Origin of the sequence: Orrella marina (genome assembly GCF_003058465.1) — a bacterium.
In the GTDB taxonomy this organism is placed as follows: Bacteria; Pseudomonadota; Gammaproteobacteria; order Burkholderiales; family Burkholderiaceae_B; genus Algicoccus; species Algicoccus marinus.
Genome location: NZ_CP028901.1, coordinates 3,588,328 through 3,610,299, shown reverse-complemented (window position 1 = coordinate 3,610,299; position 21,972 = coordinate 3,588,328). Strand labels below are relative to the sequence as shown.

Here is a 21,972-nt window from a genome sequence, read left to right as displayed (position 1 = left end):
CCCATCATTTTGCCTGAGATCATGTCCAAGCGTTCAATCGACCCCGACCAATCAGCCAACAGCAATCAGCCGCTTCAGCCACGCCAGGCTCAGACGTCTGAGCCTGTACTCATCACACCGCAACTGTTCTGCAACATCCTCACCGGCCGTGATCCAGAAGGACACAAAGGCACTTTCGGCTCGGTCGGTATCCTGGGTGGTGCGCCGGGCATGACAGGCGCAGCCCTGCTCGCTGGCCGTAGTGCACTCAAGGCAGGTGCCGGAAGGGTTTATGTCAGTCTTGCCCAGCATCGGCCTGATGTCGTGGTTGACTATGTCCAGCCAGAGTTGATGATCCGGCCCGCGCGGGAGATGCTCGCCAACGCACGTCAAATCAATGCATGGGGGTCGGATGCGGGATGGGATCCTCTGCGGACTCAGTCAGTTTATTCAGGGAATTGTTGCACGTGCGCGCGGCAACGCCGACAGTCATTGATGCTGACGCACTGAACGCACTCGCCAATGCAACGGTCGAGCCAGACTGGTCCGACGACAATATCGTCCTTACCCCTCACCCGGCCGAAGCCGCGCGACTGTTACACACCACAACCGATGAGGTACAGGCCAGGAGACTATCGGCTGCCCTCCGGATTTCCGGCCAGTATCGGGCATGGGTGGTGCTCAAAGGCCACCGTACTCTGATTGCATCTCCGGATGGCAGACTCTATATCAATCCTACCGGCAATGTTGCGCTTGCCACAGCCGGCACGGGCGATGTCCTGACAGGCCTGATAGCCAGTCTGCTGGCACAAGGTTATGACGTGGCGACGGCTGTTTGCGGCGCTGTATGGCTGCACGGTGCCGCTGGAGAGGCTATGACCAGCAAGCTCGGCGGTCCCATCGGTGTCACAGCATCCGACATCGTTGACTCTGTCCGAACACTACGCAACTCCAGTAGCGATCTGGAGCAGGAAATTGCCTTGTACGGTATCAGCCACCAGATACCTGGCCGAGCTTGACCGCCTGTTCGTCTATCGAACCGGTCAAACCGCTTTTTTCTTGCTGGCCAGCAGATCTTTGAGCATGTCCAGCCGTTTCGCCGGAGAGAGCCCGTTCGCCGGATCTTCAACCGTCTTGTTAGACACAAGACCCATTTCCGCCACGAACCGTGACAGTTCGCAGACCCGGTCCTGGCGAGCTCGGCGTCGACGGGAACACCACGTCAGATGCAGACTACGCTGCGCCCGGGTGATTCCTACATACATCAACCGCCGCTCTTCCTGGATGCGATTGGCCAGTGCCTGAACATCATCATCAACCGTCAGATCGTCCTCCCTGCCCAGATGTGGCAGCAAGCCCTCCTCGACTCCGACGAGATAGACATGCGGAAACTCCAGACCTTTGGATGCGTGCAATGTGGACAGTTTGACCGCATCGGGGTCCTCGTCCTGCTGCCGATCCAGCATCGTGACCAGCGCCACGTGTTGCACCAGTCCTGCCAGACCGTGATCCCGCTCCTGCGCCTTACTCTTTAGCCAGTCCACCAGATCCAGCACATTCTGCCATTTTGACTGAGCCGAACGGTCATCTGACGCAGTATCGAACAGATGGTTCTCGTACCCGACATTTGCCAGCAGCTCATCGAGCAGCTTGTCCACGGGCTCTATATGACCTGGCTTGTCAGCCCGCGTCTGAAATATCCGGATGAAATGGACAAATCCCTGAACCGCATCGAGCTGCTTTGGCTGCAATATCTGGCCAAGACTGTCACTTTGCGCCGCCTGCATCAGACTCACTTGATGCTGACCGGCGTACTCTCCCAAGGCATGCAGACTCGCCTGACCGATTCCACGTCGAGGTGTGGTAGCGGCACGAATGAACGCCGGGTCGTCGTCATCGTTGGCAATCAGCCGAAGATAAGCAAGCACGTCCCGTATCTCCTGCTTCTCAAAAAAGCTTTGGCCTCCGGAAACCGTGTATGGGATACGAAGATCCCGTAGCGCTTGCTCAATCACTCGTGCCTGCTGGTTACTTCGATACAAGATCGCAAAATCCTGCCACTTTGCCTGCTTCTCGAACCGGGCCGCCGATAGCCGCACAGCAACGGACTGAGCCTCCATCTGGTCATTGTCCATTCGGGTAACCGTGATCGGATCACCCACGCCGTGCTCAGACCAGAGCCGCTTGTCAAAAAGCTTTGGATTGGCTTCGATGACACGGTTAGCCGCTGCAAGAATTGTCTGGCTTGAGCGGTAATTCTGCTCCAGCTTGATCAGATGCAGGTCGGGATAGTCTTCGCGTAATCTGGCGAGATTCTCAACAGTTGCACCGCGCCAGCCGTAAATCGCCTGGTCATCATCACCCACGGCTGTGAACATCGAACGCGGCCCAGTCAGCTCGCGTAGCAACTGGTACTGACACGCATTCGTGTCCTGGTATTCATCGACAAGCAGGTATCGCACTCTTGACTGCCAGCGCGCACGGACCTCTTGATTCTCCGACAACAAGCGTAACGGTAGCAGTATCAAATCATCGAAATCGACTGCCTGATAAGCCTTGAGTGTTGCCTGATAACTGTAATACACCCGGGAGGCATCAATCTCACCAGACTTCTGGGCAAGCACTGCCGCCTGATCCGGATCCACTGCGGCATTCTTCCAGAGTGAGATCACCTGCTGCAGATGTTTGAGACGGGCACGGTCTGTCGTCTGGACAATGGCCTGGATGAGCCCCATGGCATCCTGGCCGTCCAGAATGGAAAAGCCACGCTTGAGTCCCAGTGCCTGGGCTTCTTCCCTCAAAAATCGCACGCCGAGCGAATGGAATGTGGAGATTGTGAGACCTCGGCTTGCGCTGCGACCGAGCAAGGATTCAAGGCGATGAGCCATCTCGGCTGCTGCTTTGTTGGTGAAGGTCAGCGCGTAGATGTGGCGCGCCGAATATCCGCACTCCTGAATCAGGTAGGCAATTTTGCGTGTGATCACTCGAGTCTTGCCAGACCCTGCCCCCGCCAGCACCAGACATGGTCCGTCAAGGTAGTGAACGGCTTCTTCCTGCGCCCGATTCAATGGAATCAAAACAAACCCTCACGTTTCAAGATGCTCGCCTTCAAATTTCAAGTGGATCGACTTCAATTTGCCACCGCAGACCCGCAGCACCAAACCTTGAGCCCAGCTCTGGCAGCCATTCGCTCAGTAGCCGCTGTAGCATGACCCGTGATGACGATTCGATCAACAGCTGCGCACGACATTGTCCTGCCACTCGTACCACCCGCAACGGCACAACGTCATAAAGCATGACGCAGTCAACTTCACTCGATGCCAGCCACGTCTGCGCACTCTCTCTGGCTTGCTCCAGGAAAGAAACGGCAACCGGGAGCTCCTTTGCCTGTGCAGTCATCAAGGCCTGAAAACTGAAAGGGGGTAACCCGGCTTGCTCCCGCTCGGCGATCTGAGACCGCGCAAAACCCTCGTAATCATGCCGTATCAAAGCCTGATAAACCGACTGTTCGGGATAGTCAGTCTGCACGATCACTTTGCCCTCTCCGGTATGTCGACCGGCTCGGCCGGAGACCTGAACCAGCTGTGCAAACAGTCTTTCCGGCGCCCGAAAATCCTGGGAGAAGAGTGCTGCGTCCGAATTGAGTACAACAACCAGACCGAGGTTCCTGAAGTCATGACCTTTGGACACCATCTGCGTACCAACCAGAATGTCAACCTTTCCCGAATGGACATGATCAAACAGCTTCTGAGCAGACCCTTTGGTGCGCGTGCTGTCTGCATCAATACGCAAGATCGTGCGATCCGGGAACAGCGTTTGCAGGAATTCCTCCAGCCGCTGGGTTCCTCTGCCCATTGGTTGCAAATCCTGGTCACCACACTCCGGGCAGGCACGCGGGACCTGTCGCTGCACACCGCAGTGGTGGCAATGCAGACGCATCTTGCCGGCTGCCTTGTGTAGCACAGTGAATACGCTGCAATGCTGGCACTGAGTCAGCCATCCACAACTCTGACAGTGCAGAACCGGAGCATAACCACGTCGATTCAGGTACACCAGCACCTGCTGTCCGCCCTCGAGTGTCTCTCGCATCGCCTCACTGACCTGGGGCGAGATGCCTTGTTCGAGTTGCAATCTTCGCGTATCAACGAGTCGAACGGACGGCAGCGGTACGGTCAGCGCTCGCTCTGTCAGATTCAGCCGATGATAGCGGCCGCGCTGCGCATGCCACCAGGACTCAAGCGAAGGGGTCGCAGAGCCGAGAATCACGGGACACCTGTGCTGGTGCGCACGCCAGACCGCCAGGTCGCGCGCAGAGTAACGCAATCCTTCCTGCTGCTTGTACGAGGCGTCATGCTCCTCATCCACAACGATGAGGTCCACTCGCGGAAGGGGCGCAAAGATCGCCAGACGAGTACCCAGCACCACCCTGGCCTGACCTTCAAGGATTGCAAGCCAGCTTGCCGAGCGCTGTCCATCTGACAGACCGCTATGCATGAGCGCAACCTCATGAGCATCCACTACGTCCTGCAACCGCTGGCCCAGAGCTGCCGCAAATTGCGGTGTCAAATTGATCTCTGGGACCAGGAACAGGACAGATCCTCCACGCCGAAGGACATGAATCGCTGCCTGCAGATACACCTCTGTCTTGCCTGCCCCTGTGACCCCGAAAAGCAGAAAGGTCTGAAAGCCGTTTGCAGCATCAATCGCCTCAACAGCTTGTCTCTGATCATGGGTGAGCTCGCGTTCTACAATCGCGTTGCTGACACTGGTGTCAGTCGACTCGGCTACGATCGTCCCCAGGACAGAGGACTGCTTTGACAACTTGGCGAGCCGTTTTCTTAGTCGCGCGACGGGACGTTTTTCCGGGGGGTTGTCCAGGTAAGACGCGGGTTTACGCAGCGTGACAGGTATGGCTGGCAATATCACCTCTCCGAGGGTACGGTGATAGTAGCGTGCAGCAAAACTGGCCATCGCCAGCCATCTCGTCGATAGCACCGGCAAATCATCAAGCACTTCCATGACGGGCCGGACCTGATCAGAGGCCATGGAAGGCTCATCATGAACAGAAACAACAACACCTATCAAGGTTCTCTGACCAAATGGAACAATCACCCTTTGCCCTGGTTCACAGCGGACACGAACCTCATACTCGAACAGATCACCAATGGGCACGTCAAGGGCTACCTTAGCCCAGAACAGGTACTGATTCTCTGCTCCGGTTGTCGGGAGTGAGTCTGCTCCGATTTCGCCTTCCATTTAAAGTGATTTCTCGAGAGTCCGGCTAATTGACTGGCCTGTAGTGACTTTCATGCCCCTGGACCGCCTGTGGATAACTTTGGGGAAAACACTGTTGAATTCCTGTTCAAATCCGCTGTCAAGGTAGAGTGCACCATGAGACAAGCATTAAAAAGCGGATACAATTCTTTTTATTTCAATGCCTTATAGAAAACATTTCGCCAGAAACTTATTGAAATGAGGGATAACCTGAATACCGGGACCAACTGTGCACAACTCAGAAAAAAAACCTTCTGAACCGTCCTTCTCGTTCAATATTTGTGGTATCGAGGGCTGTACTGGTGAACTTCATCAACAAGCGCCGCAACCACTTCGGGTGGAGTGAACTGTGAAATGCCATGCCCAAGATTGAACACGTGACCACCTTCCCCGACGTCTCCGAACGAATCCAGGAGTCGTCTGACTTCAGCCCGAACCGCGCTTTCGGGTGCAAAAAGTGACATGGGATCCAGATTGCCCTGCAACGCAACTTGGTCACTGGTCTGCTTTCTGGCAACAGCCAGATTGACCGTCCAGTCCACGCCAAGTGCATCGCATCCTGTACTTGCAATCTGATCCAGCCAAAGACCACCACCTTTTGTGAAGAGAATGACCGGGATCCGGCGCTCGCCCTCACCTAACGCAAGACCTGCAACAACCCTGCGCATGTACTCAAGGGAGAATTGCTGGTACATGCCATCGGGCAGGACGCCACCCCAACTATCGAACACCATTACGGCCTGGGCACCCGACTCAATCTGTGCGTTCAGGTAGTCGATCGTTGCACGTGCGTTGATGTCGAGTATATGGTGCAACAAGTCAGGCCTTGCGTACATCATGGTTTTGATCTGACGATACTCACGCGTGCCCTGCCCTTCGATCATGTAACAGGCGATGGTGAAAGGACTCCCAGCGAAACCGATTAACGGAACCCGTCCGTCGAGTGAGCGCCTGATCATCTTGACCGCATCAAATACATACTGCAATTTGCTCATGTCTGGCACAGTCAAGGCTTTGACCTGCGCCTCGTCACGAAGAGGCGTCGCAAACCGCGGCCCCTCCCCCTGCACAAACGACAATCCCAGACCCATCGCATCAGGCACTGTCAGAATGTCTGAAAACAATATAGCGGCATCGAGCGAAAAGCGCTCCAGAGGCTGGAGCGTTACCTCAGTCGCCCATTCAGGACTCTGCGCGAGACCCATGAAAGACCCGGCTCTCGAGCGCGTTGCACGATACTCAGGCAAATAGCGACCGGCCTGCCGCATCAGCCAGACCGGCGTATACGGAACTGGCTGGCGCTTTAGCGCTCGCAGGAAGACATCATTTTTCAGAGGAGACAAGCGCGAGAGTTGTTCTGTAGTGGTCACTGTTCATATCAATCTGTTAGGCTGACCCAAGATTGTACCCATCTACCGAGTGCACTGCTAACTATGCCTTCCTCGATGAACATCGCCGCAGCCCGTTGCCTTAGCTAACGTCCCGATATGTCTTGGCATCAATCTTGTGCTTGCGCATGATTTCCCAGAACGCGCGGCGATTCTTACCCGAGGCTGCTGCGGCACGTGCAACATTTCCGTTCTGCATAGCAAGTGCGTCCTTGACGTACTGCGACTCAAATTCCGAGATAAGTTGCGCTTTCACTTCACCAAATGTTTGATAGCGATTCTCGAGAACTCTGCGCAGACGCTCGACAATTGGCAGGTCTTCGGCAACCTGATGGCTATCATGCAACTGTGGAGTGCACGACCACCCTTGCCCCAGCGACTGGTCTTTTGGCCCCCAGATACTGCGCCCTTCCTGAGGGACTGAAAGCTGTGGACTGACTGCTTCCTGCGCACTGTAGCGACTTGCGCACCAAGGACGCTCAAGCGCCAGGGCACGCCGTAAGCGCGTATAGTCTTCGTAGCGTTCCCCTGTACCCATAATGCGATCGCGCAAGACCATCCTTCTGGGGGCCCTGGATACAGCGCACAGGATCCTTGCACGCAACTCCCCTACATTGATGGGAGTCTGAACAAAGTCAATCATGCCGAGCTCAAGCAGATCCACCATCCCGGCAGGCTGCACGTTCAGTAGCACACCAATTACCGGAATACTCGGGCCGCGTGGAATTGATGCAAGCAGCCGCCGCGTCCAGGCAAGTGTCTCCATCGAAACAGGCATAAGCAAGGCGTCATATCGGCGCAAGCGCACGGCTGCGTGGTAGAGAAGATCTGTCCTGAGAGAGACATTGAGCGAATCCGATTTGGGAGGCGGAAATTCGCCATCACGCTCCCATGGCAACTCATGGCAGACAATGCGTGTAAGCGCTGGCTGTACGCTCGAGAGTTGTGACTCAAACCAGTCCCGGTTGAGTTGCACGTGAAGGACTGCAAGATCGACTTGCTGACGCATGAGAAGAACTCCAGAAACAGAAAAGCCCTCAAGCGTATCCGCTCAAGGGCTTCCTGCCTATTCGGAGTTCACGCAATCTTAATGCGTACTCTTGTTCGCTCTCAGTTTGCGAGCAGCTGTTGCCTGCGCTGCAAGCATCTCGAGTTCCGCCTGGACAACAGCCAGTTCAGCCTTGTCTTTCACCTTACCGAGACTTTCCTCGGCACGACGACGAGCCTCAATAGCCTTGGCCTCATCCAGATCATCTTCACGAATTGCCGTGTCAGAAAGTACCGTGACATGGCCAGGCTGAATTTCAAGCAGACCGCCCGCCACAAAAATCGACTCTTCTGAACCGTCTTCCAGGACAATCTTGACCGTACCTGGACGAATGCGGGTAATCAGCGGAGTGTGGCCGGGCAGTACGCCAAGCTCACCTGCTTCTCCGGGCAGCGCAACAAACTTTGCGTTGCCCTGAAACAGGGACTGTTCAGCACTGACGACATCCACTTTAATTGTGCTCATACTCAATTCCCCTTATTGAAGGGTCTTGGCTTTCTCGAATGCTTCGTCGATCGAACCGACCATGTAGAACGCCTGCTCGGGCAGGGCATCGCACTCGCCATCAACGATCATCTTGAAACCACGAATGGTTTCCGAGAGCGGAACGTACTTGCCAGGCGATCCGGTAAAGACTTCAGCGACGTGGAACGGCTGAGACAAGAAACGCTGGATCTTGCGGGCACGTGCAACGGCTTGCTTGTCTTCGGGAGAGAGTTCATCCATTCCCAGAATCGCAATGATGTCACGCAATTCCTTGTAGCGCTGGAGGGTCTGCTGAACGCCTCGCGCCACAGCATAGTGCTCTTCACCCACAACGTGAGGGTCAAGCTGACGGCTCGTCGAATCGAGCGGATCAACCGCGGGATAGATACCAAGCGCAGCAATGTCACGCGAAAGCACAACCGTCGAATCCAGGTGCTGGAAGGTGGTTGCTGGCGAGGGGTCAGTCAGGTCGTCTGCAGGCACATACACGGCCTGAATCGAGGTGATCGAACCGGTCTTGGTCGACGTGATCCGCTCCTGCAGAACACCCATCTCCTCAGCAAGTGTCGGCTGATAGCCCACAGCTGATGGCATACGACCGAGCAGCGCCGAAACTTCGGTACCAGCCAGAGTGTAACGGTAGATATTGTCAACGAAGAACAGGATGTCTCGCCCTTCGTCACGGAACTTCTCGGCCATCGTCAGCCCGGTCAATGCCACGCGCAGACGGTTACCCGGGGGCTCGTTCATCTGACCGAACACCATCGCAACCTTGTCCAGAACGTTCGATTCTTCCATTTCATGGTAAAAATCGTTCCCTTCACGGGTACGCTCACCAACCCCTGCAAACACGGAAAGACCGCTGTGCTGTTTGGCGATGTTGTTGATCAATTCCATCATGTTCACGGTTTTACCGACACCAGCACCGCCGAACAGACCTACCTTACCACCCTTGGCAAACGGGCATACGAGGTCAATCACTTTGATACCGGTTTCAAGCAACTCGACCGATGGCGACAGTTCGTCAAACTTCGGGGCAGCCTGGTGAATGGCACGCGTTTCTTCACACTGAATCGGGCCTGCCTCATCAATCGGGCGACCAAGCACGTCCATGATGCGACCAAGCGTTCCAGTACCAACCGGGACAGAGATCGGGGCACCGGTCTTGCCGACCTCCATACCGCGACGCAAACCGTCGCTAGAACCCAGCGCAATTGTGCGCACCACACCGTCGCCAAGCTGCTGCTGAACCTCAAACGTCAGACCTTTCTCGGCGAAAGAACTCGAGTCGTCCTGCAGGGTAAGCGCTTCGTAGATGTGGGGCATTTGATCGCGGGGGAACTGAATATCCACCACGGCACCGATACACTGAACGATGGTTCCGTTGCTCATTTGATTTCCTTACTCGATAACTTGTAAAGGGCTGGCTTGCAGACAGTCTGTACTATCAGACGGCTGCTGCGCCTCCCACAATTTCCGAAATTTCCTTGGTAATCGCGGCCTGACGCGTCTTGTTGTAGACCAGCTGCAATTCACCAATCACTTTCTTGGCGTTGTCCGATGCGGCCTTCATGGCAACCATCCGGGCTGATTGCTCGGAAGCCATGTTCTCCGCTACCGCCTGATAGACCACACCTTCCACATAACGCTTGAGCAATTCATCGATCACGGACTTGGGATCGGGCTCGTAGATGTAGTCCCAGCTATAACTTGCCTTGGTCTCTTCACCTTGATCGACACCCTCGAGAGGGTGTTCGAACGCGCTGTAAGGGTCCTGAAGCTTCCCTGGCAGCGGCAGCAGACGGAAGAACACCGGTTCCTGTCGCATCGTGTTGACGAAACGGCTGGTTGCAAGATATACCGCGTCGACGCGACCTTCTTCAAAGTCATCCATCTGCACCTTGATCGCACCGATCAAACGGTCCAGTTCTGGCTTGTCGCCCAACCCGACTTCCTGAGAGACAATCTTTGCGCCTAGGCGTGTTAGCGTGCCCAGACCCTTGTTTCCAAGCGCCGTGAACTGCATCTTGACGTCTTTCTCCTGGAACTCCTTGTAGCGACCCAACAAGAGACGCATGATATTGGTGTTCAAGCCACCGCAGAGTCCCTTGTCGGTCGTGACAACCACCACACCAACCGCTTTGAGCTCTTCACGTTCATTGAGGTACGGGTGGCTGTATTCCGGATTCGCCTGCATGAGATGCGCAGCCATGTTGCGCACCTTGACAGCATACGGCCGGCCCGCACGCATGCGTTCCTGCGCCTTGCGCATCTTGGATGCAGCCACCATCTCCATGGCCTTGGTGATCTTTCGCGTGTTCTGCACGCTCTTGATCTTGGTACGAATTTCCTTAATTCCTGCCATCTTGGTTCCCGATTCAGTGGATCAGACGGATCAGTACGCGCCGTGTTTCTTGAATTCCTGCAGTGCAGCAACCAGTTCGGCTTCGTCGTCCTTGGACAGCTCCTTGCTGGATTCGACACGCTCGATAAACCCGGCGTGTTTGGCCTTGAGGTGATCCTTCAGCCCTTTCTCAAATGAAAGGACCTGGCCGACGTCGACATCATCAAGATAACCGTTGTTGACCGCGAACAGCACGACACCAAGCTCCCAAACTTGCAGTGGCTGGTACTGTGGCTGCTTCAACAACTCAACAACGCGCTTTCCGCGCTCAAGCTGACGGCGAGTTGCGTCATCCAGATCGGATGCAAACTGGGCAAAGGCAGCCAGTTCACGATACTGCGCGAGGTCGGTACGAATACCGCCAGAAAGCTTCTTGACGATCTTGGTCTGAGCAGAACCACCCACACGAGACACCGAGATACCTGCGTTGATAGCTGGACGAACACCTGCGTTGAACAGATCGGTCTCCAGGAATATCTGGCCGTCGGTAATCGAGATCACGTTGGTCGGAACGAATGCAGACACGTCACCCGCCTGGGTTTCGATGATCGGCAATGCGGTCAGCGATCCGGTTTGACCCTTGACTTCGCCGTTCGTGAACTTCTCGACATAGTCAGTGTTCACGCGTGCAGCACGCTCAAGCAGACGTGAGTGCAGGTAGAAAACGTCACCAGGATACGCTTCACGGCCCGGAGGACGGCGCAAAAGCAGTGAAACCTGGCGATAGGCCCAGGCCTGCTTGGTGAGATCGTCATAAACGATCAGTGCGTCCTGACCACGGTCACGGAAGTATTCGCCCATGGTGCAACCTGCATAGGCTGACAGATACTGCATTGCAGCGGAGTCAGATGCTGCAGCTGCGACAACAATCGTGTACTCCAGCGCGCCGTGCTCTTCGAGCTTGCGCACGACGTTATTGATTGTGGAAGCCTTCTGACCGATCGCAACATAAACGCACTTGACGTCTTTGCCCTTCTGGTTAATGATCGCATCAACCGCAACAGCCGTCTTACCAGTCTGACGATCACCGATGATCAGTTCACGCTGGCCGCGACCAATTGGAACCATCGAGTCAATCGCCTTGATACCAGTCTGAAGCGGCTGGGAAACGGATTGACGGGCGATCACGCCAGGCGCCACTTTCTCAATAATGTCTGTTTCTTTTGCGTTGATCGGGCCTTTTCCGTCGATTGGCACGCCCAGTGCGTTGACCACGCGGCCAAGCAACTCGGGGCCAACAGGCACTTCAAGGATTCGACCGGTTGTCTTGACGGCATCACCCTCAGACACGTTGGTATAGTCACCGAGAATCACGGCGCCCACCGAGTCACGCTCCAGGTTCAATGCGAGACCGAAAACATTGTTCGGAAACTCAAGCATTTCGCCCTGCATCACGTCGGAAAGACCGTGGACACGAGTAATACCGTCGGACACCGACACCACCGTTCCCTGGGAACGAACATCGGTCGAGGCACCAAGACCCTCGATACGGCTTTTTAGTAGTTCACTGATCTCTGAGGGATTGAGTTGCATGTTCAGGCTCCTGAATTCTTTTTGCTGGCGTCAAGCCACCAGCGCATCACGCATGCGGTTAAGCTGCGCTTGTACTGATGTGTCGAGCACGTGATCACCTACGATCACCCGTATCCCGCCAATGAGGGAAGGATCGACCGTGACGTGCGGTTTTAGTTTGATATTGAACTTGGGCTCAAGCATCTGAACCAGATCGGCAACCTGATTGTCATCAAGCGGAAACGCACTGGTGATCTGAGCCTGCGCGACACCTTCTGCCGCGTCCTTCAAGGACTCGAACTGTTCGGTGATCACTGGCAACAGAAGCAACCGGTCGTTCTCGACCAGAAGGCGCACAAAGTTGTGCATCTGTGACGAAAGCTGCTGGTTCTGCAGCAGAGCGTTCAAAATTTCGATGCGCTGATCATCCTCAAGTCGTGGATCGGACAACGCAATACGTACGTCCTCCATCGACATGAGTTCCGTCAACACACGCAATTCTTCTACACACGCCTTGGTCGCCGCCGCATCTGCCTTGACTGCAGCAAACAGGGCTTCCGCATAAGGACGAGCAACTGTGGAAATCTCTGCCATGTTTTGCCTGCCTATTAAAGCTGTGCCTTCAACTGAGCAAGCAGCTCAGCGTGGGCCTTCGCGTCAACTTCACGCTGCAGAATCCGGCCAGCACCCTGGACGGCGAGGTCGGCCACCTCGTTGCGCAGCGATTCGCGAGCACGTTGCATTTCCTGAGCAGCTTCCTGACGGGCCTGCTCAACAATGCGTGCGCGTTCGCTTTCAGCTTCAGCACGAGCCTGCTCGACGATATGAGCGCCGTGCTTTTCGGCTTCAGTCACTCGCACATGCAGATCGGACTTGGCCGATTCTTCCATGGCTGCAATTCTGGCCTTGGTTTGAGCAAGATCAGACTTGCCTTTATCAGCGGCAGCCAGACCCTCGGCAATTTTCTGCCGGCGCTCTTCGATCGCCTTCGTAATAGGCGGCCACACGAACTTCATCGTGACCCAACCCAGCACGAAAAAAACGATCATCTGAAAGAAGAGAGTCGCATTCAGATTCACGGTCGTTTTCCTATCACATCTGAAGTGTCCGCCTTGTGGAGGAGCACTTGACTAGACTGAATGTCCCACAATCGGTCTGTCATAAAACAACAGACTCAACAGCAGGCGGTGAGTGTTCTGCGCTCCCGTAAGAGCGCAGGAGAGACACTATTCAATCAGACGAAAGGATTGGCGAAAGCGAACAACATGGCGATACCAACACCGATCAGGAACGCAGCATCGATCAGACCGGCCAACAGGAACATCTTGGTCTGCAGTGCGTTCATCAGTTCAGGCTGACGTGCCGAAGCTTCCAGGTACTTGCCGCCCATCATAGCGATACCGATGCAGGCACCAATAGCACCCAGACCGATAATGAAAGCGCAAGCGAGAGCAACGAAAGCGACGTTGGTCATGACAACTCCTTGGTTAGTGTCTCAAAAAATCAAAGTTAAAAGTGGTACTACTCGTTAAAACAGATCGACTGTTATGTCTTTCTGCCGTCAGTGCCCTTCATGCGCCTGGCCGAGGTAAACCAGCGTCAGCATCATGAAGATGAACCCTTGCAACAAAACAATCAAAATATGGAAGATTGCCCAGATTGAACCAGCCAGAATGTGACCGAGGCCGAGCGCAAGGCTGGATCCATTGAATCCGGTGAATGCGCCACCAAGCAAGGCAACCAGCATGAAAATCAGTTCACCAGCAAACATGTTTCCGAACAGTCGCATCCCCATGGACACTGACTTCGCCGCATATTCGACCAGGTTCAGGAGAAAGTTGGCAGGGGCCAGCAAAATTGCGGCAAAACCGTTCGCATGAAATGGAGCCGTAAACAGTTCCTTCACGAATCCGCCGAAGTGCTTGATCTTGATGCCATAGTAGAACATCAGAAGCAACACACCAAAGGCCATACCAAGCGGCACGTTCAGATCCGCCGTTGGCAGAATCTTGTGATAGTAAAGCGGGTCACCCACTTGCGCACCGAGCCCGGTCGTCTTCCAGATCCAGGGCATCAAATCCACAGGAACGAGATCCAGTGCATTCATCAACACGATCCAGATAAACACAGTCAGCGCCAGCGGAGAAATAAACTTGCGACTTTCCTCATTGGGAACAATGCTGCGCGCTTGCTGGTCAACCATATCAACAAGCAACTCTACAGCGGCCTGCCATTTTCCCGGGACACCGGCCGTTGCACGGCGCGCACCGCGCCACATGAAATAGACAGCAATCAGACCCATCAACAACGACCAGAACATCGAGTCATAGTTAATGACACTGAAGTCCGCGATGAACTGTTGTGGTCCACCAATGTTGTTGTTATTCACCAGATGGTGCTGGATGTAATAGGACTGGGGGGAGACGTCACCAGCGGCAGCCATGCAAACCCTTTCTATTCGTTAAACCACTACAGACCCTGAGATCCGCAGCAATGCTTGACCCATCGCAAACCGGACGTAAAAAATCCGGCCTACCCTCTACATTAGCTTGGTGACCCGTCCGCCCGTAAGCAAGACAGCCACCCAATAACCCTTGAGCGTCACAACCAGACCCGCAACGACTGCAAGCCAGTTAACCCACTCGCCGTCCACTCTGGACAAGGCCCAGAGCAGGGCAATTGCGACTACGACTTTCAGTCCGTTACCGAGCAGGAACATAATCGGACCCGACCCCTTGGCACTGAAAGTTGACAACACCAGACGCGCCACGAAAACAGCGTTCGGCGCAAGGTAACTCATACTGCCGCACAAGGCACTCAAACCGGCTCCCCACCCCACAAACAGCCACAAGAGCAAACTAAGCAAGAATCCGGATACGGCTTGTGCCAGCAAAACCGTTGCCAGCCCTCGCCGGGAACGCGCTGCAATTTGTGCTTTCTGGGCCGAAGTCAGCCTGACCGGCTCACTTTTACCCTCAACCGGGAATCCATGCATAAAGTTTGAATCCATGATGCCCAGTCACTCACAAAATACGCCGGGCGGACTTGTCCAACTCGGCGTGATACAGAACTTTCCCTAAGCGGGTTTATCAGGATTGACAGGAAATTCACTACCTGTAAACCCCAAAGCCATAAGAGTATAGCGTGAAAAAGCAACTGAAAGCAAAAGTTGTAACCAGATTTAACTATGTTTAAAGTCTGGCTGTCGTTTTTCAAGGAAGGCGGCCATACCTTCCTTCTGGTCATCGGTCGCAAATAACGAGTAGAACTGACGTCGTTCGCCCAGCACGCCTTCGGCCAGAGAAGACTCCCACGCGCGGTTGACACACTCTTTTGCCATGATCACGGCAGGTAGTGACATTGATGCGATCACGGTGGCAGCTTCGATCGTCTGTTCCATGAGCTTGTCAGCGGAAATGACCCTCGAGACCAGGCCGGCACGCTCAGCTTCCTGCGCATCCATCATTCTCGCCGTCAAAACCATATCCATTGCCTTGGACTTTCCGATTGCCCTCGGAAGACGCTGTGTTCCTCCTGCGCCTGGAATGATGCCCAGTTTGATTTCTGGCTGACCAAACTTCGCTGTGTCCGATGCGAAGATCATGTCGCACATCATCGCGAGCTCACACCCGCCCCGAGTGCGTATCCTGACACCGCAGCAATGACGGGCTTGCGAACTTTGAGGATCGTTTCCCAGTTCCTTGAAATAAACTGCTCTCTGGTAACCTCGGTGAATGATTTTTGATGCATGGCCGATATATCAGCGCCAGCGGCGAATGCTTTTTCGCTACCCGTCAAAACGATTGCGCCGATGTTTTCGTCAGCGTCATACTTGAGCAATGCAGCACCCAGAACATCCATCAATGCGTCATTAAGGGCATTGAGAGCCTTAGGTCGGTTTAGCGTCAAAATGGCAACGCGGCCCTCCACCCGCTCAAGCAGCAGCGACTCACTCATTCGATTCTCCTTTCATTCTTGTAAAAGCTTCGTGCTCATAACATAACACCGTGAAACGACAAACTCTACATTACTCGATTGATCCATTTGATCCTGCCGGGCATCGCCTCAAGGTAACACTGCGTATTGAGGCGCCAGACCGAGAGAGGCAAATTCTGAGCATGCCCGCCTGGATTCCTGGAAGTTACCTGGTCCGGGATTTCTCGAAAAACATCGAAACGTTAAAGGCGTTCTGCGGAAAGTCTGCCATCGAAGTAAGCCAGGTGGACTCCCACACGTGGATCGTTGAGAACTGCGACAAGGCACTCACGGTCGAGATCGTGATTTACGCCTGGGACTCATCGGTTCGCACGGCCCACTTTGACGACACCCACTGTTTTCTGAACGGCACCAGTCTGTTCCTGATGCCACATGGGCTCGAGGACTGTGAGTGTGCACTGACCATCATGCACCCACCACACGCGAGCAACTGGCGCGCGTACACCAGCATGCCAGCCGGCAAGAAGCCCGGCAAGAAAGACAAAAAGCTGATCGGCTCGTTTCTGGCACCGGACTATGACGCACTGATCGACCATCCTTTCGAGATTGGTACCCCACAGGTTGTCCGCTTCAAAGCCCACGGTGCAGCGCACGAGTTTGTAGTCACCGGACACTACCCCAACCTTGATCTGGAACGAATTGCTGCAGACACTCGCAAGATCTGCGAGTCGCAGATCGAGCTGTTCGAACCTGACACGCAACACCCGCCCTTTCTGGATTGTTCGCAGAAATATGTCTTTATGCTCATGGTCACACACAATGGATATGGCGGACTTGAGCACCGGGCGTCTACCGCGCTTATGTTTGCACGCCGAGATCTCCCTACCAAAGGTCAAAATACTCCACCGGACGGGTACACCGATTTTCTGGGGCTCGTGAGCCATGAGTACTTTCACACATGGCATGTCAAACGGATCAAGCCTGCTGAGTTCGTACCATACCGGCTCGACCGCCCTGCCCACACCCGCCTGCTCTGGGTGTTTGAGGGCTTCACATCCTATTACGATGACCTGATGCTGTTACGCAGCGGTGTTCTGGACCTTCCGGGCTATCTGAAGCAGATCTGCAAGGGCATCAACCAGGTTCACAACGGAGGGGGTCGCTTCAAACAAAGCCTCGCACAAAGCAGTTTTGATGCCTGGACCAAGTACTACAAGCAAGACGAAAACGCACCAAACGCCATCGTGAGCTATTACACCAAGGGTGCACTGGCAGCGATGGGTCTGGACTTGATCATTCGTGAGCGCAGTCATCGGAGCCGGAGTCTGGATGACGTCATGCGAGCCATGTGGAAGCGATATGGGCGCGACTTCTACACACAGACACCCAGCGGGCTGGACGAATCCGAACTGGCTCCACTCATTGAGGAGGCTACGGGCGTTGACGTCAGCCAGGAGATCCGGCAGTGGGTGTACCGCGCCGAGGATGTGCCGCTAGAGGCACTGCTCGCAAGATCAGGCTACGAGATGACGTGGACCAGCACTGACGAACTGCCAGGTCTGGACCTGACCCTCAAGACACAGGATGGACAGTTCGTCGTTCGCAATGTGCTTGAAGGAGGAGCAGCCCACAGAGCAGGAATCAGTGCTCACGACAAGCTGGTCGCACTGGCAGAAATCGAACTGGCAGGCGACAACACCCAGCTTAAACGGGTACTTGGAATGCACCATCCCGGTGACAGAGTCGCCGTCCATGCGTTCAGGGACGGCGTTCTCAGGCGCTTTGAGGTCGACTTGAGCCCACCGGGAAAGACCGCATGCAAGATCCAGCCCGTTATATCGCTTGATAAGTGAGCAAAACATGACTTTTGTGCCTGAGGATGTCGTGAACAGCAATTTGCCGCAGCGGACCGATCTGAAGCAGATCTTTCTGCATGACGTGCCACTGCTGGATGTCAGGGCCCCCATTGAATTCACTCAAGGTGCATTTCCGGCTGCACAAAATGCCCCCCTGATGGATGACGAGCAGCGCCATCAGGTCGGGATCCGCTACAAGGAGTCTGGCCAGGAAAGCGCCATTGAGCTTGGTCACCAACTCGTACGCGACGAGATCAAAGCCGAACGAGTCAGGGCATGGGCTGAATTTGCACGCCGCCATCCCGGCGGTGCCTTGTATTGCTTCCGAGGCGGATTGCGCTCCCAGATCGCGCAGACCTGGCTGCACGAGGCCGGCGTGGAATTTCCGCGCATCACAGGCGGATACAAGGCCATGCGCCAGTTCCTGCTGCAGCAACTTGAAACGCTCTCAGCGGATACCGACTTCATACTGATCGGTGGCTTGACCGGTTGTGGCAAGACGGACGTGGTCCATGCAATCAACCACGCGATCGACCTGGAAGGACTGGCCCAGCATCGGGGATCAAGCTTTGGCGGACGAGTCGAGCGACAGCCCTCGCAGATCGACTTTGAAAATCAGCTAGCGATTGCCATGCTCAAACTCCACGACAAAGGTGTCAGCAGGATTGCGGTAGAGGACGAAGCACATCTGATCGGTCGTTGTGCCATACCGCAGTGCTTCAGGGAGCGAACCGCGAGCGGGTCAATGGTATGGGTCACCGGGCAGCTCAAGGATCGGGTCAACCGGATACGCCGTGACTACATAGACAATCTGCGTCAGGATTACGAACTGGCATTGGGACCTCAAACCGGTTTTGAGCACTACCGGAATCACCTTGCACGCAGTCTGCATAACCTTCGCAAGCGCCTTGGAATGCAGCGTTATGCAGAGCTTGAAGCAAAACTCCAGGACGCCCTGCAAGCCCAGGAAAAGACAGGCAAATCAGAACAGCATGCAAGCTGGATAGAACCGCTGATGACCGAGTACTATGATCCAATGTACACCTATCAGCGAGCGCAGAAAAACTTGCCTACCCTTTTTGAGGGCACGCTCAGCGAAGCAATCGATTTTCTGAAGGCTCAGCCCCCGGTTTCTTCCCGGCCCACCTAATGGCAATCAAGACAATGTGCGCGGCCCTTGCTTATCCTGAACCACCCCATGGCTAAAGCCAGAGGGGGTTCTGAAGGCGTGCGTGCGAGGGGTATCCGGGCTCTCCGTCTGGCGACGTACAGCATCCCGGCCGGGACCTTGCACAAACCTTCTTTGCCGCGCGATCGACTCTGACGCAATAGCCACCGTGGGATTGCCGCAAGGCAACCCGCTTGTCGATTCGTGAAGCTGGCACAGTCCCGCGCGTTCTGGTAGCGATTGCGCAACCGCCTGGCCCTTTGGCCCTTTGCGAGCCGGGACGGACTGTGCCCGTCTTGCGTGGCGTGCTTTGCCAGGAAGGCGCTATCGCAATCCCGCTGCACGATCATGCTGGCACTCTCAACCTGAACCCTCGCAATGCTACGCATGACGAACAGGTTCAACTCCCCTGTACTTCGGCGTTACTAATGAAATTTCCTTGTGAGATACGTCTTTCAATCGCCTTGGCAGCAATGACACCATCCGCCATCGCAGTTGGCACACAGGGATGCGTACGCTGGGTGACTTCTCCAATCGCATACAGCCCCGGGACACTCGTTTCAGTTGTCTCTGGGCTCACGTGGATGAAGCCGCGCGAATCACGCTGGACTGGCAAGGCACCGATATAATCTGCGCACGGCTCCCATCCGTAAAAAACCAGAATACAGTCGAATGGCTCACCATTGACTGTGCGAGCCTGAGTGTCAAGATCAATGTCTCCCGCGACCACATCACCAGCAGGGACCTGATTGACAAACTGCTGCTGGGCACGCACCGTCCTCGCAAACAACTTCACATTACGGGCCCCTTGATCACGGGCATACAGATAGTTCTCGAACGCGTTATCCCCTCCCCCGAGCACAGCCACCGAAAGCCCCTGAAAAGGGTATTGCATGACTTGCTGACCCGGCCCTACCAGGATGCCCGCCGGGGCGGCGCCCTCAATACCGGCGGGAGAGCGTGCGCGCACACCTGACGCGATCACGACGTGCCTCGCGTACTCTGCATACGCGGAATGGGCACCACCTACCCGGTCCTGCAAACCGTCTGGACCAGCGCAATCGGAGGATGCACAGCACAAAGTGACGGTGAAGCCGGATTCACCCTGCTTGTCACGAGCATCACTGTCAACTTTGAGAACCTTTGTCTCGCAGCGCAATTCAAGTCCGGCGTTCTGTATCTGCCTCGCAAGGTGGCGGGCCATATCCTGCCCCGTCTGATCAGGACTTGTTACCGTCCAGACATCAAGATAGGAATTGGTCCTCAACAGACCGCCAGGCTCTGGTGCCGATTCGACCAGCAACACGGTCAACCCCAGTTGTTTGAGCCAGACGGCACAACTCGCTCCGGCTGGCCCGGCCCCAATCACGATCGCATCCCACCATTTGCTCATGCTCCGGCTCACCCTCTATGGCCCTTTGGCTCACGTACTCTTATCCTGAACCGATTGTAGGTCGACTCACACTGCCAGCTTCACAAAAGTTCCTCGCGATACGGACTCTTCAAACCCGACACTCACCGTTGGGTAATACAATTCCACCAAAATCCCCTCTGAAAACAACCATGCCCACCAGAAAAATTGTATTTTCCAGAATCGCTCTGGACGCCAGCATTGGCATTCTCGACCATGAGCGCAAGAGTACACAGCCGATCCATGTCGATGCAGAAATCGATGTCGATATCGCGCAGCAGGTCAACGATCATGACATTGGTTCCGTACTGGACTACCGTGAATTGCACGACATTATCGTGCGCGAGTGCACCCGGGGTCACGTCAACCTGCTCGAGACGCTCACCGACAAAGTTGCCCATGCACTCCTGGTCCGGTTTGATGACATTCGGTGCGTGACCGTCAGAATTACCAAACCATCCGCATTTGCCGACTCGGCAGGCGTGGCGATCGAAGTGACTCTTAACAGGCACGACTGCTAGACCAAGGCAAATCAATGACGCAAGTTCAACCCATTGAGTTTCTGGATACCCGGAACCTGAAACGAAGCAGCAATCGAAGCACAGGCAAGGACAAGGTGTCTACCAACAAACTTGAGAAACGCCTGCTCAGAGAGACCGGCAAGGCCATCGCCGACTATCAGATGATCGAGGAGGGTGATCGCGTCATGGTGTGCATGTCGGGAGGCAAAGACTCCTACGGTATGCTCGATTTGCTACTTAAACTCAGAGATCGTGCACCGATCCGGTTCGACGTGATCGCTGTGAATCTCGACCAGAAGCAACCCGGATTTCCGGAAAATGTACTTCCCGACTACCTCAGATCGCTGGATGTGCCATTTCATATCGAGGAGCAGGACACTTACTCCATTGTCAAGCGGTTGATTCCTGAAGGAAAAACGACTTGCTCGCTATGCTCCAGGCTACGGCGCGGCGTACTGTACCGGGTCGCATCGGAACTCGGCGCAACCAAGATCGCACTGGGGCACCACCGTGATGACATTCTGGGTACGTTTTTCCTGAATCTGTTCTTTGCCGCGCGGCTTAAGGCAATGCCGCCCAAACTGGTCTCCGACGACGGACGGCACACTGTCATACGCCCACTGGCTTACGTCAAGGAATCTGACCTGCAGACCTATGCCGATATCCGGGAGTTTCCCATTATTCCCTGCAATCTGTGTGGCTCCCAGGAGAACCTCAAGCGAAAGGAGATCAGTCAGATGCTGCGTCAGTGGGAGCGGCAATCTCCGCAGCGGGTATGGAACACTTTCAAGGCCCTGGCCCATGTTGTGCCATCACATCTGATGGATGCGAATCTGTTTGACTTCAAGAGCCTCAAACCCGACGGCAATACATTTGAAGATGGAGATACCGCGTTCGATGAACCCGAGATTGAGCTCCCCGACTCTGTCCTGACAGCGTTTTCTGAGGACGACTGATTTGGAGCGGTATACCCTCTGCTGGAGTTCGCA

Annotated in this window: 20 protein-coding genes and 1 pseudogene; 6 read left to right on the top strand and 15 right to left on the bottom strand. The window is 55.1% G+C overall.

Going from position 1 to position 21,972, the window contains the following annotated elements; all coding sequences use genetic code 11:
- Positions 1-21: 21 nt before the first annotated feature.
- Together DBV39_RS20340 and DBV39_RS20335 are read left to right on the top strand one after the other, a co-directional pair.
- Positions 22-489 carry a carbohydrate kinase family protein gene (locus DBV39_RS20340; protein WP_265416011.1) on the top strand — a complete coding sequence of 156 codons (468 nt, stop codon included), beginning with the start codon at positions 22-24 and terminating at the stop codon, positions 487-489.
- Entirely contained in the window at positions 381-998 is a 618-nt protein-coding gene (locus DBV39_RS20335; protein WP_322348723.1) for an NAD(P)H-hydrate dehydratase, read from the top strand. The genes DBV39_RS20340 and DBV39_RS20335 overlap by 109 nt, the downstream gene beginning before the upstream one ends.
- 24 nt (positions 999-1,022) lie before the next feature.
- On the opposite strand, the gene DBV39_RS16465 is transcribed toward DBV39_RS20335, so the two are convergent.
- The 14 genes and pseudogenes from DBV39_RS16465 to DBV39_RS16400 all read right to left on the bottom strand — a co-directional run bounded on the left by DBV39_RS16465 (position 1,023) and on the right by DBV39_RS16400 (position 16,048).
- Positions 1,023-3,047, bottom strand: a complete 2,025-nt coding sequence (locus DBV39_RS16465; RefSeq protein ID WP_108623335.1) for a UvrD-helicase domain-containing protein — start codon at positions 3,045-3,047, stop codon at positions 1,023-1,025.
- A gap of 40 nt (positions 3,048-3,087) precedes the next feature.
- Positions 3,088-5,235: a primosomal protein N' gene (locus DBV39_RS16460; RefSeq protein ID WP_108622469.1), complete on the bottom strand. Its 2,148-nt coding sequence runs from the start codon at positions 5,233-5,235 to the stop codon at positions 3,088-3,090.
- Between the two features lie 290 nt (positions 5,236-5,525).
- Positions 5,526-6,596 carry a uroporphyrinogen decarboxylase gene (hemE, locus tag DBV39_RS16455; protein WP_108623334.1) on the bottom strand — a complete coding sequence of 357 codons (1,071 nt, stop codon included), beginning with the start codon at positions 6,594-6,596 and terminating at the stop codon, positions 5,526-5,528.
- Positions 6,597-6,723: 127 nt separating this feature from the next.
- Complete coding sequence (locus tag DBV39_RS16450) at positions 6,724-7,650, bottom strand: response regulator (RefSeq protein WP_108622468.1); 927 nt, start codon at positions 7,648-7,650, stop codon at positions 6,724-6,726.
- A gap of 78 nt (positions 7,651-7,728) precedes the next feature.
- Positions 7,729-8,154 (bottom strand): F0F1 ATP synthase subunit epsilon, encoded by a 426-nt coding sequence (locus tag DBV39_RS16445; protein ID WP_108622467.1) that lies wholly within the window; start codon positions 8,152-8,154, stop codon positions 7,729-7,731.
- Positions 8,155-8,166: 12 nt separating this feature from the next.
- On the bottom strand, positions 8,167-9,567 hold the full coding sequence (gene atpD / locus DBV39_RS16440) for a F0F1 ATP synthase subunit beta (protein WP_108622466.1): 1,401 nt from the start codon (positions 9,565-9,567) through the stop codon (positions 8,167-8,169).
- A 55-nt stretch (positions 9,568-9,622) separates the two neighbouring features.
- Positions 9,623-10,540 (bottom strand): F0F1 ATP synthase subunit gamma, encoded by a 918-nt coding sequence (gene atpG / locus DBV39_RS16435; RefSeq protein WP_108622465.1) that lies wholly within the window; start codon positions 10,538-10,540, stop codon positions 9,623-9,625.
- Between the two features lie 30 nt (positions 10,541-10,570).
- The gene (gene atpA, locus DBV39_RS16430) at positions 10,571-12,112 is read right to left on the bottom strand and encodes a F0F1 ATP synthase subunit alpha (RefSeq protein ID WP_108622464.1); all 1,542 of its coding nucleotides are present in this window, start codon (positions 12,110-12,112) and stop codon (positions 10,571-10,573) included.
- Positions 12,113-12,142: 30 nt separating this feature from the next.
- On the bottom strand, positions 12,143-12,685 hold the full coding sequence (locus tag DBV39_RS16425) for a F0F1 ATP synthase subunit delta (RefSeq protein WP_108622463.1): 543 nt from the start codon (positions 12,683-12,685) through the stop codon (positions 12,143-12,145).
- A gap of 14 nt (positions 12,686-12,699) precedes the next feature.
- Positions 12,700-13,170 carry a F0F1 ATP synthase subunit B gene (locus tag DBV39_RS16420; RefSeq protein ID WP_108622462.1) on the bottom strand — a complete coding sequence of 157 codons (471 nt, stop codon included), beginning with the start codon at positions 13,168-13,170 and terminating at the stop codon, positions 12,700-12,702.
- A 155-nt stretch (positions 13,171-13,325) separates the two neighbouring features.
- Positions 13,326-13,565: a F0F1 ATP synthase subunit C gene (gene atpE / locus DBV39_RS16415; RefSeq protein ID WP_108622461.1), complete on the bottom strand. Its 240-nt coding sequence runs from the start codon at positions 13,563-13,565 to the stop codon at positions 13,326-13,328.
- A gap of 87 nt (positions 13,566-13,652) precedes the next feature.
- Positions 13,653-14,534 (bottom strand): F0F1 ATP synthase subunit A, encoded by an 882-nt coding sequence (atpB, locus tag DBV39_RS16410; RefSeq protein ID WP_108622460.1) that lies wholly within the window; start codon positions 14,532-14,534, stop codon positions 13,653-13,655.
- 96 nt (positions 14,535-14,630) lie between these two features.
- A complete protein-coding gene (locus tag DBV39_RS16405) occupies positions 14,631-15,101 on the bottom strand; it encodes an ATP synthase subunit I (RefSeq protein ID WP_108622459.1) in 471 nt (156 codons plus the stop codon).
- 171 nt (positions 15,102-15,272) lie between these two features.
- Positions 15,273-16,048: pseudogene (locus DBV39_RS16400) on the bottom strand (enoyl-CoA hydratase).
- 50 nt (positions 16,049-16,098) lie between these two features.
- Between DBV39_RS16400 and DBV39_RS16395 the strand changes: the two are divergent.
- Positions 16,099-17,880 carry a M61 family metallopeptidase gene (locus DBV39_RS16395; protein ID WP_108622458.1) on the top strand — a complete coding sequence of 594 codons (1,782 nt, stop codon included), beginning with the start codon at positions 16,099-16,101 and terminating at the stop codon, positions 17,878-17,880.
- Positions 17,881-17,887: 7 nt separating this feature from the next.
- A complete protein-coding gene (mnmH, locus tag DBV39_RS16390; RefSeq protein WP_108622457.1) occupies positions 17,888-19,033 on the top strand; it encodes a tRNA 2-selenouridine(34) synthase MnmH in 1,146 nt (381 codons plus the stop codon).
- Between the two features lie 418 nt (positions 19,034-19,451).
- Here the strand turns inward: mnmH and DBV39_RS16380 are convergent, their stop codons facing one another.
- The gene (locus DBV39_RS16380; RefSeq protein ID WP_108622455.1) at positions 19,452-20,444 is read right to left on the bottom strand and encodes an NAD(P)/FAD-dependent oxidoreductase; all 993 of its coding nucleotides are present in this window, start codon (positions 20,442-20,444) and stop codon (positions 19,452-19,454) included.
- A 170-nt stretch (positions 20,445-20,614) separates the two neighbouring features.
- Here DBV39_RS16380 and DBV39_RS16375 point away from each other — a divergent pair, with 170 nt between their 5' ends.
- Complete coding sequence (locus tag DBV39_RS16375) at positions 20,615-20,983, top strand: dihydroneopterin aldolase (RefSeq protein ID WP_108622454.1); 369 nt, start codon at positions 20,615-20,617, stop codon at positions 20,981-20,983.
- Positions 20,984-20,997: 14 nt separating this feature from the next.
- Positions 20,998-21,939: a tRNA 2-thiocytidine(32) synthetase TtcA gene (gene ttcA / locus DBV39_RS16370; RefSeq protein WP_108622453.1), complete on the top strand. Its 942-nt coding sequence runs from the start codon at positions 20,998-21,000 to the stop codon at positions 21,937-21,939.
- Positions 21,940-21,972 lie beyond the last annotated feature (33 nt).

What these genes read in the sequence shown, in the direction of transcription:
- atpG (WP_108622465.1), bottom strand. Translation starts at nt 10,540, where the DNA reads ATGGCAGGAATTAAGGAAATTCGTACCAAGATCAAGAGCGTGCAGAAC.
- atpA (WP_108622464.1), bottom strand. Translation starts at nt 12,112, where the DNA reads ATGCAACTCAATCCCTCAGAGATCAGTGAACTACTAAAAAGCCGTATC.
- DBV39_RS16460 (WP_108622469.1), bottom strand. Translation starts at nt 5,235, where the DNA reads ATGGAAGGCGAAATCGGAGCAGACTCACTCCCGACAACCGGAGCAGAG.
- atpB (WP_108622460.1), bottom strand. Translation starts at nt 14,534, where the DNA reads ATGGCTGCCGCTGGTGACGTCTCCCCCCAGTCCTATTACATCCAGCAC.
- DBV39_RS20335 (WP_322348723.1), top strand. Translation starts at nt 381, where the DNA reads ATGGGGGTCGGATGCGGGATGGGATCCTCTGCGGACTCAGTCAGTTTA.
- DBV39_RS16445 (WP_108622467.1), bottom strand. Translation starts at nt 8,154, where the DNA reads ATGAGCACAATTAAAGTGGATGTCGTCAGTGCTGAACAGTCCCTGTTT.
- DBV39_RS16425 (WP_108622463.1), bottom strand. Translation starts at nt 12,685, where the DNA reads ATGGCAGAGATTTCCACAGTTGCTCGTCCTTATGCGGAAGCCCTGTTT.
- DBV39_RS20340 (WP_265416011.1), top strand. Translation starts at nt 22, where the DNA reads ATGTCCAAGCGTTCAATCGACCCCGACCAATCAGCCAACAGCAATCAG.
- DBV39_RS16450 (WP_108622468.1), bottom strand. Translation starts at nt 7,650, where the DNA reads ATGCGTCAGCAAGTCGATCTTGCAGTCCTTCACGTGCAACTCAACCGG.
- atpD (WP_108622466.1), bottom strand. Translation starts at nt 9,567, where the DNA reads ATGAGCAACGGAACCATCGTTCAGTGTATCGGTGCCGTGGTGGATATT.
- atpE (WP_108622461.1), bottom strand. Translation starts at nt 13,565, where the DNA reads ATGACCAACGTCGCTTTCGTTGCTCTCGCTTGCGCTTTCATTATCGGT.
- DBV39_RS16405 (WP_108622459.1), bottom strand. Translation starts at nt 15,101, where the DNA reads ATGGATTCAAACTTTATGCATGGATTCCCGGTTGAGGGTAAAAGTGAG.
- DBV39_RS16375 (WP_108622454.1), top strand. Translation starts at nt 20,615, where the DNA reads ATGCCCACCAGAAAAATTGTATTTTCCAGAATCGCTCTGGACGCCAGC.
- DBV39_RS16380 (WP_108622455.1), bottom strand. Translation starts at nt 20,444, where the DNA reads ATGAGCAAATGGTGGGATGCGATCGTGATTGGGGCCGGGCCAGCCGGA.
- mnmH (WP_108622457.1), top strand. Translation starts at nt 17,888, where the DNA reads ATGACTTTTGTGCCTGAGGATGTCGTGAACAGCAATTTGCCGCAGCGG.
- ttcA (WP_108622453.1), top strand. Translation starts at nt 20,998, where the DNA reads ATGACGCAAGTTCAACCCATTGAGTTTCTGGATACCCGGAACCTGAAA.